The sequence below is a fragment of the Pseudomonas sp. GW821-FHT09E12 genome (assembly GCF_059416085.1).
Genome location: NZ_JBWKOM010000001.1, coordinates 125,205 through 139,008 on the forward strand (window position 1 = coordinate 125,205; position 13,804 = coordinate 139,008).

11 protein-coding genes are annotated in these 13,804 nt (G+C 64.7%); 3 read left to right on the top strand and 8 right to left on the bottom strand.

Going from position 1 to position 13,804, the window contains the following annotated elements:
* Positions 1-133 precede the first annotated feature (133 nt).
* From AC07PQ_RS00485 to AC07PQ_RS00495, 3 genes are read right to left on the bottom strand one after another with little or no spacing between them, the layout of a single operon-like run.
* The gene (locus tag AC07PQ_RS00485) at positions 134-1,081 is read right to left on the bottom strand and encodes an HlyD family secretion protein (RefSeq protein ID WP_493184792.1); all 948 of its coding nucleotides are present in this window, start codon (positions 1,079-1,081) and stop codon (positions 134-136) included.
* On the bottom strand, positions 1,078-1,281 hold the full coding sequence (locus tag AC07PQ_RS00490; protein WP_007924845.1) for a DUF1656 domain-containing protein: 204 nt from the start codon (positions 1,279-1,281) through the stop codon (positions 1,078-1,080). Before AC07PQ_RS00490 ends, AC07PQ_RS00485 begins: the two co-directional genes overlap by 4 nt.
* The gene (locus tag AC07PQ_RS00495) at positions 1,271-3,418 is read right to left on the bottom strand and encodes an FUSC family protein (protein WP_493184791.1); all 2,148 of its coding nucleotides are present in this window, start codon (positions 3,416-3,418) and stop codon (positions 1,271-1,273) included. The genes AC07PQ_RS00490 and AC07PQ_RS00495 overlap by 11 nt, the downstream gene beginning before the upstream one ends.
* A 289-nt stretch (positions 3,419-3,707) precedes the next feature.
* On the opposite strand from AC07PQ_RS00495, the gene AC07PQ_RS00500 reads away from it, so the two are divergent.
* Complete coding sequence (locus AC07PQ_RS00500; RefSeq protein WP_007924848.1) at positions 3,708-4,763, top strand: tetratricopeptide repeat protein; 1,056 nt, start codon at positions 3,708-3,710, stop codon at positions 4,761-4,763.
* 288 nt (positions 4,764-5,051) lie between these two features.
* On the opposite strand, the gene AC07PQ_RS00505 is transcribed toward AC07PQ_RS00500, so the two are convergent.
* The 5 genes from AC07PQ_RS00505 to AC07PQ_RS00525 all read right to left on the bottom strand — a co-directional run bounded on the left by AC07PQ_RS00505 (position 5,052) and on the right by AC07PQ_RS00525 (position 11,567).
* Positions 5,052-5,429, bottom strand: coding sequence for a response regulator (locus AC07PQ_RS00505; RefSeq protein WP_007924849.1), 378 nt, complete (start codon positions 5,427-5,429; stop codon positions 5,052-5,054).
* Between the two features lie 78 nt (positions 5,430-5,507).
* Positions 5,508-6,689: a hybrid sensor histidine kinase/response regulator gene (locus AC07PQ_RS00510; RefSeq protein WP_274303351.1), complete on the bottom strand. Its 1,182-nt coding sequence runs from the start codon at positions 6,687-6,689 to the stop codon at positions 5,508-5,510.
* Positions 6,683-7,288, bottom strand: a complete 606-nt coding sequence (locus tag AC07PQ_RS00515; RefSeq protein WP_053261430.1) for a chemotaxis protein CheB — start codon at positions 7,286-7,288, stop codon at positions 6,683-6,685. Before AC07PQ_RS00515 ends, AC07PQ_RS00510 begins: the two co-directional genes overlap by 7 nt.
* The gene (locus AC07PQ_RS00520) at positions 7,285-8,100 is read right to left on the bottom strand and encodes a CheR family methyltransferase (protein WP_007924856.1); all 816 of its coding nucleotides are present in this window, start codon (positions 8,098-8,100) and stop codon (positions 7,285-7,287) included. The genes AC07PQ_RS00515 and AC07PQ_RS00520 overlap by 4 nt, the downstream gene beginning before the upstream one ends.
* A complete protein-coding gene (locus tag AC07PQ_RS00525) occupies positions 8,100-11,567 on the bottom strand; it encodes a response regulator (protein WP_493184790.1) in 3,468 nt (1,155 codons plus the stop codon). Before AC07PQ_RS00525 ends, AC07PQ_RS00520 begins: the two co-directional genes overlap by 1 nt.
* A 264-nt stretch (positions 11,568-11,831) precedes the next feature.
* Here AC07PQ_RS00525 and AC07PQ_RS00530 point away from each other — a divergent pair, with 264 nt between their 5' ends.
* Both AC07PQ_RS00530 and AC07PQ_RS00535 read left to right on the top strand, forming a co-directional pair.
* Positions 11,832-12,191: a response regulator gene (locus AC07PQ_RS00530; RefSeq protein WP_493184789.1), complete on the top strand. Its 360-nt coding sequence runs from the start codon at positions 11,832-11,834 to the stop codon at positions 12,189-12,191.
* 129 nt (positions 12,192-12,320) lie between these two features.
* Entirely contained in the window at positions 12,321-13,613 is a 1,293-nt protein-coding gene (locus AC07PQ_RS00535) for a glycosyltransferase (RefSeq protein ID WP_493184788.1), read from the top strand.
* Positions 13,614-13,804: the final 191 nt, after the last annotated feature.

Below are 13,804 nucleotides of genomic sequence, written 5' to 3' on the forward strand. Positions count from 1 at the left end.
CCTTTGGTTGGCCGCAACCAACCAAATTTTTGCCCCGTGTTCTCATTCGGTCACGGGGCTTTTTTTCGCCCATAGAACAGCATCGCGAGCAAGCTCGCGATAGGCGCCCTCGCCGGCACCGCCATTTCCCGACCTACTCCAACACCGTCACCGTCGCCGTGGTGCCAGCGCGCAACCTGTCCTTGTCCGGGTAATCGGGGTCGATGGCGATCCGCACCGGCACCCGCTGCGCCAGCTTGACCCAGGTGTAGCTGGGGTTGATGTTGGCCAGCAGGCGGCTGCCCTGGGAGTTCTCGCGGTCGGTAATGGCGAAGGCGATGCTCTGCACCTTGCCGCCGAAGCTCTCGCCGCTCATCAGCTGGATGCGCACCGCGCTGCCCTCCTCGATCCGCGGCAGCTTGGTCTCCTCGAAGTAGCCGCTGACATAGAAGGAAGCGCTGTCCACCAGCGCCAGCAAGGCCGCGCCGGCAGCGGCATGGTCGCCCTGGCGGGTCTGCAGGTTGGTCACGTAGCCGCTGACGGGGGCTTCGACCCGGGTGCGCTGCAGGTCCAGTTCGGCCTGCTTCAGCGCGGCCTGGGCCAGGTGCACGTTGGCCTGGGCCAGGCCGAGGTTGGCCTGGTCGCGCAACAGGTCGGCCTGGGCCACCGCCACATCGGTATTGGACTTTTCCCACTCCTCGCCGGAAATCGCAAAGCCCTGCTTCAGGGTCCGCCGCCGGCGCTCTTCGCTTTGCCGCTGCTTGAGCTGCGCCGCGCTGGCGGCAATCGCCGCCTCGGACTGGCCGAGGGTGGCGACCGCCACTTCCACCGAGCGCTTGGCATGTTCCACGGCCAGGGCATATTGCGCCGGATCGATCTCCAGCAACAGCTGGCCTTTGTCCACGTGCTGGTTGTCCTGCACCCGCAGGCTGACAATGCGCCCGGCGACGTCCGCCGACAGGGTCACCACATCGGCCCGCACCCGCGCATCGCGGGTCCAGGGCGCGCGGGTGTAATGCTCCCAGGCGAACCAGCCCAGCACCAGCGCCAGCACTACCGCCACCAGGGTGATCGAACGGGCCAGGGTGTTTTTCAGATTCATAGGCTTCCCATCAACAGAATGACCGTGGCGCAGACGCAGGCATACAGCGCCCCTTCGAACAACGCTTCGTGCCAGACGAAACGCAATACACCGAGGCGCCGCAGCCCCCAGTCGAGCAGCAGGAAAATCGGCAAGGCCAGCAACAGGGCCTGGGCAATGGGCGGCAGGTAGACGCCGCCGAATTCGAAATCAATGGGCAAGGGCCGGCTCTCCTGTTTCCGTGGGTTGCAGCATGGGGCGGTAGCGCTCCAGGAAGGCGCCGACGATCAGCAGCGAAACGCGCATGCGGAACACCGACCACAGCTGTTCGCGGGCCTGGGGCCGGTCGTCGCCGTGCAGTTGGTCCAGGTGGTCGCCCAACTCCCGCAGCCGCGCCAGCAGTGGGTCCACATCCAGCCCCGGGCGCCCCGCCACATACCGCCCGACCCACCGCAGCAACTGCTGCAGGTCGGCGTTGGCCGCGCCGCTCAGCCAGGGGTTGTCCAGGCTCTGCTGCTTGAGCTGGTTCATCGCCACGCCCAGGGTCATGCAGGCCAGGCTGGTCTCGAAACGCTCGGCGCAAACCCGGTCGCCGGCGGCGGGCAACAGCCCGAGCATCTGGGTAAGGCGGTCGACCATGCGGCTCTCGAAGACAAACTGCTCCTCATCGCTGGCCGTGGTTTTCTGCAAGGCGTACACCTGCTCGCGGGTGTCGCGGAACAAGCGGCGAATGCGCAGCACCGGGTTGAACGGGAAAATGAACGCATAGACCAGCAACGACAGCACCCCGCCGCTGACATAGGCCCCGGCGAACTCGAACCACTGAGCGGCGTTGTTCTGCCAGGCGCCGATGTTCTGCGGGCCGATCATCAGCAGGCTCGACAGCCCCAGGCCCATGCCGATCCCGGCGGTCATCGGGCTGGCCAGGCCCACCGCGACCGTATACAGCAGCGGCACCAGCAACAGCGCCAGCCATTCGAAATCGCCGATCAAGGGCACCAGGGCGAAGACGTAGACCGCCGAGACCAGCAGCGCCAGGGCCTGGCCGCGCATATAGCTTTGCGCCGCCGCCAAGGGCCGTGGGAAGGTCGCCATCAGCGAACAGAGAATGCCCACCAGGACCATGCTCGAACGCGCACCGTCCCAGGCGGTTTCGATCCAGATCAGCCCGGCGACCAGCAGCGCGGTGAAGGCCCGCAGCGCATTCATCGCCGCCAGCGGCCAGTCCAGGTGCAGTGGGTTTGAGCGGCCCTGGCGGTACAGGCAACTGGCTTGGCGACCGTCCTGGATGGCATCGCTGAATTCGAGAATGTCTTCGAGCTGCTTGAGCATCCGCGCCTGTTCCCAGCGCAGGGCCCAGGCCAGGGAGCGCAGGGTGGCGGGCAAGGCATCGGCCTCGCGCTCGGCACGCCGCGCTTGTTCGTCGAAACGCTGCTGCAAGTGCGCGAACTGCTGCCGCGAGGCGGCGGGCAAGGCACGCCCGTGCTGCGCCAGTTCATCGAGAAACGCCAGCTCGTCGGCGCGCAGTTGCTGGATCGCCTCCGGCAGCTCGCCGACCCAGCGCGCCCGCAGCAGTTCGCGCTGGTGGCGCAGTACGGTGAGGCGCGAGGTCAGCAGCACCAGCTGGTTGCCCAGCAGTTGCACCAGGCCATCGGCGCTGCGCAAGCGCGGCGCGTCGAAATACAGGTGGCGGCGCAACCCTTCCAGGGCGCTGATCTCGCCCAGCAACTGCATCTGCCGCTTGTGGAAGTCGGCCTCGCTTTCGTCGGTGCGAATCGCCGCCGCGGCGTGGGTCGCCAGCAACTTGAGCACCTGGTCGATCTTGGCGAAGTAACCATGGGCCACGGCCTCGGGCCGCGCCGTCAGCAGGCTGACCACGCAGACGCAGGCCACCGCCAGCAGGGTTTCGGTGACCCGGGTAATGGCCAGCATCAGGGTGTTGCCTTGGTCGGGGATCGCCAGCATCGCCACCACCACCGCGGTGTAGCCACTGAGCACGAACGCCTGGGAGCTGGTGTAGCGCAGCAAGGTGCCGCCGGCGGTGCACAACGCCAGCCACAGGCCCAGGGTGACCAGGAACGGCAGCGGCGCCTGGGGGAAGATCGCCATGATCAGCACCGCCACCGCGGCCCCCAGGGTGGTGCCGACCACCTGGCCGAAACTGCGGGCCAGGGCCATGCCGGCCAGGGGCTGGCTGACAATGATCACCGCCATCAGCGACCACTTGGGCTGGTCGAGGTCGAAGATAAACGCCAAGTACAGGGTCAGCAGGCCGGCGGCGATGGTACGCAGGGCGAAGCGCAGCACCGCGCCCCCCGGCTGGATCACGACCTTGAAGTAATTGATCAGTGGCTGCATGAGTGGGTTCTGGACAAAGGGGCACCTGCGGCTAGCGTAGTCAGTCTGCGGCCGGGAAAGCTTATCGTCCCGGCCTTCCCGGCAGGAAGGCAATTTTTTCCGAACTGTCGATCCTTCGCGCCAATCGCTTGGTCAAGCAGAATGATTGGACCAACCGGCGCCGCTCTTCCAGCCTTGCCCGCCGCAAAAACCCGAGTCGTGCCCGCCGCCCCGCAAGCGGGTTTGACTCCGAGGGGAACCTGACCGAAGCTTGCGCCTTCGTAAAGCCGCCCCCGCCATGGATGCCTGCATGACCAAGCCCCGCCGCACCCTGTTGATCAGCCTCCTCGTCGTATTGGCCCTGGGCCTGGCGTGGCTGTTCCTGCGTACCACGCCACCGGCGGTGCCGGATGCGATCAGGCACGGTTACGGCAAGGCGCTGGAGCAGGCGCGCAACGGCCAGCCCGGCGCGGCGCGGGTGCTGTATCAGCAGCTGGGGCGTCCGGACCTGTCGGACAGCCGCCGCATCCGCCTGCTCGCCGAGCTGCACAACTACCCCAGCCCACAGGCGCTGAAACTGGCCGACGCCGGCCTGCACCACACCGAGCCCGAGGTCCGCGAGGCGGCCATTCAGGCGGTGCTCGGCCTGGTTCCGGCGCGCCAGCGCAGCCTGCTGATCGGCCCGCTGCTGGACGACGAAGTGCAAAGCGTGCGCTTCGCCGCCGTCACCGCCCTGCTCGGCCTGTCGCCGGATGAACAGGGCCTGTATTTCGGGCCGCTGCAGCAAGTGATCGATGAGTACACCCAGGTGCTCAAGGCCCAGCCGGAGAACGTCGAGGCACAATACCAGCTGGCGCGCCTGTACCTGCACAACGCCAACCTGGACCAGGCCCAGCAGACGCTGGAGCACGCCTTGAGCCTGCAACCGGACAACCTGCAAGCGGTGATCCTGCAACTGGAGGTGCTCGACCGCCAGGGCCGCAGCGAAGCCGCCCGCCAGTTGCTGGCCAAACAGCTGCAGGCGCAACAGGATTCCGCCTACCTGCAACACGCCCTGGGCATGTGGCTGCTGCACCACGACCAGAGCGAGTTCGCCCTGCTCGGCCTGTCCCGCGCCGTGGAACTGGAGCCGAACAACGCCGACTACCGCTATGACCTGGCCACCACCCTGCACAGCGAAGAAGAGCTGGAAGCGGCGCAGAAACAGCTCGAGGAAATCGTCCAGCGCCAACCCGCCAACCGCAAGGCGCGGGTGCTGCTGATCAAGTACTGGAAGGAAAGCGGCCAGTTGCAGAACGTGCAGATCCTCCTGGCCCAGCTGGAGCAACAGAACCCTGACGATCCGGCCTTGCAGCAAGGCCTGTAAAGGCTATTCCCCTGTAGCCGCTGCCGAGCCTGCAAGGCTGCGATCGACAACGCAGTTGTCGCAAAACCTGATTCTGCGGTGGACCAGGTGGAGTGCGCGGCCTGGATTTACGCCTGCTTTGCAGGCGAGCGCAGCCTCGCGGGCTCGGCAGCGGCTACAGGAGCGCGGCAGACTTCGCGTAGCCGCTGCCGCAGGCGCAAGTCCTGAACATGCATGTTGTCTGATACGCCGCGAGGCTCGATTGACGATCTTGCTGGCGGCTACATGCCCGCTGCCGGCCGCGGGAGGTTACGCCAGCAGGCGCTGGATCTGCTCTTGCAGGCTGTCGAGGTCGAAGGGCTTGGCCAGGATCGGCGCGCTTCTCGCGATGGGGCTGCCGGATTCGAGAATCTCGGTGGGATAGCCGCTGATGAAAATCACCTTGAGGTCGGGGCGCAGTTTCACCGCGGGCTCGGCGATCATCACCCCGGTAATCCCGCCCGGCAGCCGGTAGTCGGTGATCATCACATCCAGGTGCGGTTTGCTGGCGAGGATCTCGAATGCCTGCTCGCCGTTTTCCGCCTGCAACACCCGGTAGCCCAGGCCCGACAGATAGTCGGCGAGCAACATCAGAATCACCGGTTCATCTTCGACGATCAGTACGACGTCTTGTGCATCTTCACTCATGAGAAGCCTTTGTTCGGTCAATAGCTGCTGATACGACCATCCGGTCATCCAGAAGGTTGCGTGGGAGCCGGTGTTTTCCTACAGCGGCAGACAAACGCGAAACAGGGCACCTTCGCCGATCCTGCTGTCGACTTCGATGGTGCCGCCATGGGCGGTGACGATCTGCTCGGAAATGAACAACCCCAGCCCGAGCCCGGCCACCGCATGATTGACAGAGACGCGCTCGAACTGCTGGAAGATACGCGCCTGGTTTTCCTCGCTGATGCCAATCCCGTGATCGCGCACTTCGACCCGCGCCTGCCCGTCCGCGCTGTACACCCGTACTTCGATCGGGCTCTTGGCGCCATAACGCAAGGCATTGGTCAGCAGGTTGGAGATCACCTGTTCAATGCGGAACTCGTCCCACTGGCCGAGTACCGAGTCTTCGGCGCTCAGGGCAATCGACGACTCAGCGGCCTCGACCTGGGGCGCGAAATTCTCCAGCAGGCCGCGTACCAGCTGCACCAGGTCGACCCGGCTCGGGCGGATCGACAGCTTGCCGGTACGGATCCGCGAGATGTCCAGCATGTCCTCGATCAGGCGGATCAGGCTTTTGATCTGGCGCTCGTCGCGGTCGACCATGGCGTGCATCTTGTCCAGGGTGAAGGCGGCGGCGTTGTCGCGGGCCAGGTGCATCTTGCGCAGTTGGGTTTCCAGGATCAGGCCGTTCAGCGGCGTGCGCACCTCGTGGGCGACGATCGACATGAAATCGTCACGCATGCGCACCGCCTGCTCCAGCTCGTTCTGGGTCGCCTGCAACTGCTTGAGCAATGCCTCCTGCTCGCGCCGGCTCTGCTCCAGGGCTTCGACCTGCTGCTTCATGGCCTTGCTCTGCCGGTACAGGTCGACGAACACATTGACCTTGCTCTTCACCGCATGGGTATCCAGCGGCTTGTGTAAAAAGTCCACCGCGCCGCTTTCGTAGCCCTTGAAGGCATAGTCGAGCTCGCGCCCGGCGGCGCTGACGAACACGATGGGGATGTTCTTGGTCTTCTCGGTGCCGCGCATCAACTCGGCCAGCTCGAAACCGTTCATGCCGGGCATCTGCACATCGAGGATGGCCATGGCGAACTCATGCTGGAGCAACAGCGACAATGCCTCGTCTGCTGACAGCGCCTTGTACACCTGGCGGTCCTCGCGCTTGATCAGCGCCTCGAGGGCCAACAGGTTCTCTGGCAGATCGTCGACGATCAGCAGCTTGGCTTGGATATTACTTAACATGCGATTCGTTCCAGCTCGACAAGCAGACGGCTGATGCCGTGCAAAGGGAGAATGTAATCCGGTCGGTGCAGCGCGATGGCCGCCTCGGGCATGGTCGCCACCTGGGCCTCGGCCGGGTCCTGGACAATGCTCAGGCCGCCGCGCCGCTTGACCTGGGCCAGGCCATGGGCGCCGTCCTGGTTGGCCCCGGTCAGCAGCACCGCGGCCAGGCGCGGGCCATAGGCATCGGCGGCGGAGTCGAACAGGTAATCGATGGCGGGACGCGAATGATGCACGCGCTCCTCCTGGCTCAGGGACAGGCTGCGGTCCTGTTCCACCGACAAGTGATAACCGGGCACGGCGAAATACAGGGTGCCGCGCTCGATGGTCTGCTTGTCGCGGGCCTCTTTCACGGGCAGCGCCAGGCGCTGGGCGAACAGCTCGGCCAACTGGCTGCGATGCTCTTCGGGCAGGTGCAGCACCACCACTATCGGCAGGCTGAAGCCCTCGGGAAACGCCGTGAAGATTTTCAGCAACGCCTCGACGCCGCCGGCCGACGCGCCTATCACTATGGCCTCGACCCGCGGCAAGGCGGATTGCCCGTTGGCGTCATCGTTCATGATTTGCGGTAGACCCGTTCTTGTTTGACCAGCGGCTCGAAATGCTCGCCGTAGGTCGAGAAGTCCAGGGTTTCCTTGCTGCCCAGCACCAGGAACCCACGGTGGCAGAGCGACTCGTGGAACAGGCCGAAGGCCCGGTCCTGCAACTTCTTGTTGAAATAGATCAGCACGTTGCGACAGGAAATCAGCTGGGTTTCGGAAAACACGCTGTCGGTCGCCAGGCTGTGATCGGCGAAGGTCACGTTCTCACGCAAGGTCTTGTCGAAGATCGCGTAGTCGTAGGCCGCCGTGTAGTAGTCGGCAAAGGAGCGCAAACCGCCGGCCTGCTGGTAGTTCTGGGTATAGGCGCGGATGTTCTCCAGGGAAAAGATGCCCTGCTTGGCCTTCTCCAGGGAGCTGGGATTGATATCGGTGGCGTAGATGATGGTGCGCTCCAGCAACCCTTCCTCGCGCAACAGGATGGCCATGGAATAGACCTCTTCGCCGGTGCTGCAGCCGGCGATCCAGATCTTGATCGAGGGATAGGTCTTGAGCAGCGGCACCACTTCCTGGCGAATCGCCAGGAAGTGCGACGGGTCGCGAAACATCTCGCTGACCGGGATCGTCAGGAACTGCAGCAGCTGCATGAACGCGCCCGGATCGTGCAGCACCCGCTCCTGCAGGGCGGAAATGGTCTTGCATTCGAACTGGCGCAGCGCATGGTTGATCCGGCGCTTGATCGAGGCGCCGGAGTAATCGCGGAAGTCGTAGCTGTACTTGAGGTAGATAGCTTCGATCAACAGGCGCAGTTCAATCTCGGTATTGCGCTCCACTAGATTCTTTCCATCTTGGGTAACCAGACTCGAATGAGGGAAAACAGCCGGTCGAGGTCGATCGGCTTGGCCAGGTAATCGTTGGCCCCGGCCTGCAGGCAGCGCTCCTGATCGTCCTTCATGGCCTTGGCGGTCACCGCGATGATCGGCAGCTTGCGCCAGCGCGGCTGCTTGCGGATTTCCTGGGTGGCTTCGTAGCCGTCCATCTCGGGCATCATCACGTCCATCAGCACCAGGTCGATGTCCTCGACTTCGTTGAGCTTGGCGATCGCCTCATGGCCATTGCGGCCGATGACCACGATCGCGCCCTTCTGCTCCAGGGCGCTGGTGAGGGCGAAGATATTGCGCACGTCGTCGTCCACCAGCAGGACCTTGCGCCCCTCGAAGACCTTGTCGCGGCTGCGGGCGGCCTTGAGCATCTTCTGCCGCTCGTGGGACAGCTGCGACTCGACCTTGTGCAGGAACAGGGTCACTTCGTCCAGCAGGCGCTCGGGCGAGCGCGCGCCCTTGATGATGATCGAGCGCGAATACTTGCGCAGCTCCGCCTCTTCGTCGCGGGTCAGGTTGCGCCCGGTGTAGACGATCACCGGCGGGAACGAGCAGATGTCCTCGGTGGACATGCGCTTGAGCAGGTCGTTGCCGAGCATGTCCGGCAGCTTCAGGTCGATGACCATGCAGTCGTAGAGGTTGTCGCGCAGCAGCTCCAGGGCCTCCTGGGCCAGGCCGACAGCGGTGATCTCGATGTCGTCGTCGCCGATCAGCCGGGCGATGCTGTCGCGCTGCAGGTCGTCGTCCTCCACCAGCAGCACACGCTTGACCTTCTGGGTGAGCTTGGCTTCCAGGCGGGCGAACACGTCCTTGAGCTCTTGCCGGGTGGTGGGCTTGACCGCGTAGCCGATGGCGCCCATGTGCATGGCGGCCTCGACCCGGTCTTCCACGGAGATCACATGCACCGGGATATGCCGGGTGGCGGCATGCGCCTTGAGGCGCTGCAACACCGTCAGCCCGGAATGATCCGGCAGGCGCATGTCCAGCAGGATCGCGTCCGGCACGAACTGCTCGGCCAGGCTGTAGCCCTCGTCGGCGCCGTGGGCTACCAGGCACTGGTAACCCAGCTCGTGGGCCAGGTCATACAGAATGTGGGCAAAGTTCGGTTCGTCCTCCACCACCAGGATGCAGCGGGTGGCGAACGGTACCTTGTCGCGATCGTCGGCGAAACGCGCAATCTCCACCTCAGGCACCGGCGGTGCAGCCGGTTTGCTCGGCGCCGGCGCCACCCGCACGGCGGCGGGCCTGGTCGCCTCTTGCGGCTCTGGTGCGTGCTCGACGTATTGTTCCGGCAGCACCAGGGTGAAGACACTGCCCTGCCCCGGCTCGCTGGCGACCGTGATCGAACCGCCGAGCAATGCCGCCAGGTCGCGGGAAATCGACAACCCCAGGCCCGTGCCGCCATAACGGCGATTGGTGGTGCCATCGGCCTGGCGGAAGGCTTCGAAAATGCTTTCCTGCTGTTCCGGGGCGATGCCAATGCCCGAGTCGCGCACAGCAAAGGCAATGCCCGCCTCGGGCTCGCGCGACACGGTCAGGCTGACCTGGCCCTTCTCGGTGAACTTCACCGCGTTGGACAGCAGGTTCTTGAGAATCTGCTCGACCCGCTGGCAGTCGGTGAACAGCATCGAAGGCGCGCCAGGCTGCAACTCGACACGAAATTCCAGGCCCTTGTCCGCGGTCAGCGGCTGGAACAGCCCGCGCAGGCCTTCCACCAGGCGCGCGACGCTGGCGTTTTCCGGACGCACTTCGAGCTTGCCGGCTTCGACCTTGGAAATATCGAGAATGTCGTTGATCAGGTTGAGCAGATCGTTACCCGCCGAATAAATCGACTCGGCGAACTGCACCTGTTCGGCACTGAGGTTTTCCTCGGCGTTTTCCGCCAGCAGCTTGGCCAGGATCAGCGAGCTGTTCAGCGGCGTGCGCAGCTCGTGGGACATATTGGCGAGGAATTCGGACTTGTACTTGCTCGAACGCTGCAGCTCCTCGGCACGCTCCTGCAGCTGCACCTGGGCCTGGTTCAGCTCGCCGTTCTTGCGGTCCATGGCGTCGCGCTGCTCCGCCAGCTGCTCGTTGGTCTGCTCCAGTTCCACCTGCTGGGCCTCCAGGTGCACCTGGGACTCCTTGAGCACCCGCGACTGTTCCTCGAGCTCCTCGTTGGCGGTCTTCAGTTCTTCCTGTTGCACTTGCAGCTCTTCGTTGAGCTGCTGGGTTTCGGCCAGCACTTCCTGCAGGCGCTGGCGATAACGCGCGCCCTCGATGGCGGTGCCGATATTGCCGGCGATCAGTTCCAGCAGCTCGACATCACGCTCGCTGAGGGCGCGCAGGAAGCCCAGCTCGATCACCCCGTTGACCCGGTCGTCGTCGCTGGTCGGCACCACCAGCACGCTGCGAGGCACGCCTTCGCCCAGGCCGGAGCTGACCTTGAAGTAATCGGCGGGCACCTCGTCCAGGCGGATCAGCCGGTCCTGCTGGGCCGCCTGGCCGACCATGCCTTCACCGAGGAAAATCGACTGTTCGCGCTCTTCCTGCTCGCGGGAGAAGCCGTAGGCGGCCACGCGCTTGAGGCCGCCGTGCTCTTCACGCACGTACAGCGCCGCCACCACGCTGCCCAGGTATTGCGCGCAGAACTGCAGGAGGTTGCGCCCCAGCAGGTTCAGCGTCAGTTGCCCCAGCAACTGCTCGGCCAGTTCGGTCTGGCCACTGCGCAGCCAGGCCTGTTGCGCCAGGCTCCGGGCACTTTGCTGCTGGGCCTCGAGGTTGGCGCTGTAGCTCTTCGACAGGTTGAGCAGGTCGCGGCGCCCGATATAGGCCAGCAGGCCGCTGATCACCACCACGAACAGCAGGTACAGGACCACGCTGAGGATCGTGGTACGCGTGACATTCTCGTTGCGATCGACCCGCAGTTGCTGCTCCATCGCCACCGCTTCGTCGTACTCCTTGCGCATCTGGTCGGTCAGGCGCTTGCCCCGGCCGGACTGCACCGAGCGGCGATAATCGCCCTCCTGGCGGCGCATCTCGATCATGTTTTTCGCGTGCAGGCCCCACTCTTCCTGCAAGGCCTCCAGGCGCTTGAAGCGGTCCACCTGCTGTGGGTTATCCGCCACCAGCCCGCGCAGCTCGCGCAATTCGCTGAAGATCTGCGGCTTGGCCACTTCATACGGGTCGAGAAAATGCTCGTCGCCGGTGATCAGGAAGCCGCGCATGCCGGTTTCCAGGTCGACCGTCAGCTTGGCGGCCTGGTTGATGCCGTTGATCACCCGATCGCTGTGCTGGACCCACTGGATCGCCGAGAGCAGATAGCTGATCAGGGACACGAAGACCACCGCGCTGAGCACGCCCACGCCCAGGGGAAGCGCGATGTTGCGGCTTAGCAGCTTGCGAAAACTCTGTTCATCGACCGAAGACGAAGAGATCATTGAAAGGCCTTGGTAAAGGGTCAAAAACCATGGAGTTTGCCCCAAAGGAGGGCAGCGTATCTATGCTTGCGACAAGCTCGGTGGCAATTTTTCATCCTGCACTGCCCACCCTCGATCAGACAGGTTATTCTGGCACAACTTGTACAGGATTACTTTTTTGTACAGCCTTGGGAACTTGTCATTGCGCGTTATTTACTGATGCAAGAGACAAGCACTTTTTTCCGCTGCCGTCCTTTTTTTCCATTTATTTTCGAGAGCCTTGCCATGTCCCCCACCGATTCCACCATCCTGGTCGTCGAAGACGATGCCATCGTGCGCATGCTGATTGTCGATGTGCTGGAGGAGCTGGAATTCAAGGTGCTGGAAGCCGCGGGCAGCGAAGAGGCCCTGGCCCGGTTGCAGGACCGCGCGCTGCGGATCGACCTGATGATGACCGACGTCGGCCTGCCCGGCATGGACGGCAAGGAACTGGCGGCCAGCGCCCGCGCCTTGCGCCCGGAGTTGCCGGTACTGTTCGCCAGTGGCTACGCGGAAAACATCGAGGTGCCTGCCGGCATGGAGGTGATCGGCAAGCCCTTCTCCATCGACCAGTTGCGCGACAAGGTCCGCGCCATCCTCGGCTGAACCCTCGGTAACCCGCGCCGACCCGACGAGCACCTCGGCCATGGGCGCCAGGGCGGCCGCGCCAGCGCCCTGCTGTGGTTTAATGGCGCCCCCCACAGACACCCCCGCGCTTTTCAGGAATACCCACTCATGAGTCCGACCGCCGCCACCAAAGTCCTGGTCATTGGTTATGTCTGGCCCGAACCCCGCTCATCGGCGGCCAGCGGGCACCTGATGCAGATCCTCCAGGTCCTCCTCCGGCAAGGCTGGGACATCACCTTCAGCAGCCCGGCCAACCCCGGCGAGCACAAGGAAGACCTGAGCGCCCTGGGCATCCGCGAGTGCCCGATCGAACTGAATAACAGCAGTTTCGACCGCTTCATCGCCGAACTGGCGCCGGATATCGTGCTGTTCGACCAGTTCATGATGGAGGAACAGTTCGGCTGGCGCGTCGAACAACAGTGCCCCGGCGCGCTGCGCGTGCTCGAGACCTCCGACCTGCAGAGCCTGCGCCACGCCCGCCATCAGCGCCTCAAGGAGCGCCTCAAGGCCAGCGACGACAACGATGACTTCAGCGCCCTGTTCGCCCCCGCCGCCGCGCAGGAGTTCGCCGCCATGGCCGACACCGACCAGGCCCGGCGCGAGATCGCCGCGCTGTACCGCTGCGACCTGAGCCTGATGATCTCCGAGTTCGAGATCGAGTTGCTGGTCGGGCAATTCGGTTTGCCGCCGGCCTTGCTGCACTGGTGCCCGCTGATGCCCGAGCACATGCCGCACAGCTATGTGCCCTTCGCCGAACGGGCGCACTTCCTGAGCATCGGCAACTTCCGCCACGCGCCGAACTGGGACGCGGTGCTGTGGATGAAGAACGCCGTGTGGCCGCTGATCCGCCAGCAGCTGCCGGGCGCGCAGTTGCATCTCTATGGCGCCTACACCCCGCCCAAGGCCGCGGCCCTGCACAACCCGGCCCAGGGTTTCCAGGTGATGAACTGGGCCGAGGATGCCTTGCAAGTCATGTCCGCCGCGCGGATCTGCCTGGCGCCGCTGCGCTTCGGCGCGGGCATCAAGGGCAAGCTGCTGGACGCCATGCTTTGTGGCACGCCGAGCGTCACCACCCCGGTCGGCGCCGAAGCCATGCACGGTGACGCGCCCTGGCCGGGAGCGATTGCCGAGTCGGCCAGCGCCATCGCCGCGGCGGCGGTGCGCCTGTACCAGGACCAGGCGCTGTGGAGCGCGGCCCAGGAACAGGGGCGCCAACTGTTGCTTGCGCGCTATCGGCAACAGGTCCACGGCCCGGCCCTGATCGAGCGCCTGCAGTACTGCCGGGCGAACCTGGCGCAACTGCGCCGCGATAACTTCACCGGCGGCATGCTGCGTCACCATCACCACAAGAGCACCCAGTACATGGCGCAGTGGATCGAAGCGAAAAACCGCCTGGCCTGAGGCACGCCCGCCGATCCCCCGGACACCCGACCCTGTAGCCGCTGCCGCAGTCTGCGATCGACCCCGAAGGGGGCGCCGCTCTTGCGGGCCCTGAAGGTCCTGCGGACCTTGTCGCAGGCTGCGCCAGCGGCTACAGGTGTTACGGCCGGCACTGGTGCTGAGGGTTTGAAGGAGGCATGATCGGGCGCAAC

Coding starts and splice junctions, on each gene's coding strand:
- AC07PQ_RS00485 (WP_493184792.1), bottom strand. CDS start 1,081: ATGAATCTGAAAAACACCCTGGCCCGTTCGATCACCCTGGTGGCGGTA.
- AC07PQ_RS00495 (WP_493184791.1), bottom strand. CDS start 3,418: ATGCAGCCACTGATCAATTACTTCAAGGTCGTGATCCAGCCGGGGGGC.
- AC07PQ_RS00500 (WP_007924848.1), top strand. CDS start 3,708: ATGACCAAGCCCCGCCGCACCCTGTTGATCAGCCTCCTCGTCGTATTG.
- AC07PQ_RS00505 (WP_007924849.1), bottom strand. CDS start 5,429: ATGAGTGAAGATGCACAAGACGTCGTACTGATCGTCGAAGATGAACCG.
- AC07PQ_RS00510 (WP_274303351.1), bottom strand. CDS start 6,689: ATGTTAAGTAATATCCAAGCCAAGCTGCTGATCGTCGACGATCTGCCA.
- AC07PQ_RS00515 (WP_053261430.1), bottom strand. CDS start 7,288: ATGAACGATGACGCCAACGGGCAATCCGCCTTGCCGCGGGTCGAGGCC.
- AC07PQ_RS00525 (WP_493184790.1), bottom strand. CDS start 11,567: ATGATCTCTTCGTCTTCGGTCGATGAACAGAGTTTTCGCAAGCTGCTA.
- AC07PQ_RS00530 (WP_493184789.1), top strand. CDS start 11,832: ATGTCCCCCACCGATTCCACCATCCTGGTCGTCGAAGACGATGCCATC.
- AC07PQ_RS00535 (WP_493184788.1), top strand. CDS start 12,321: ATGAGTCCGACCGCCGCCACCAAAGTCCTGGTCATTGGTTATGTCTGG.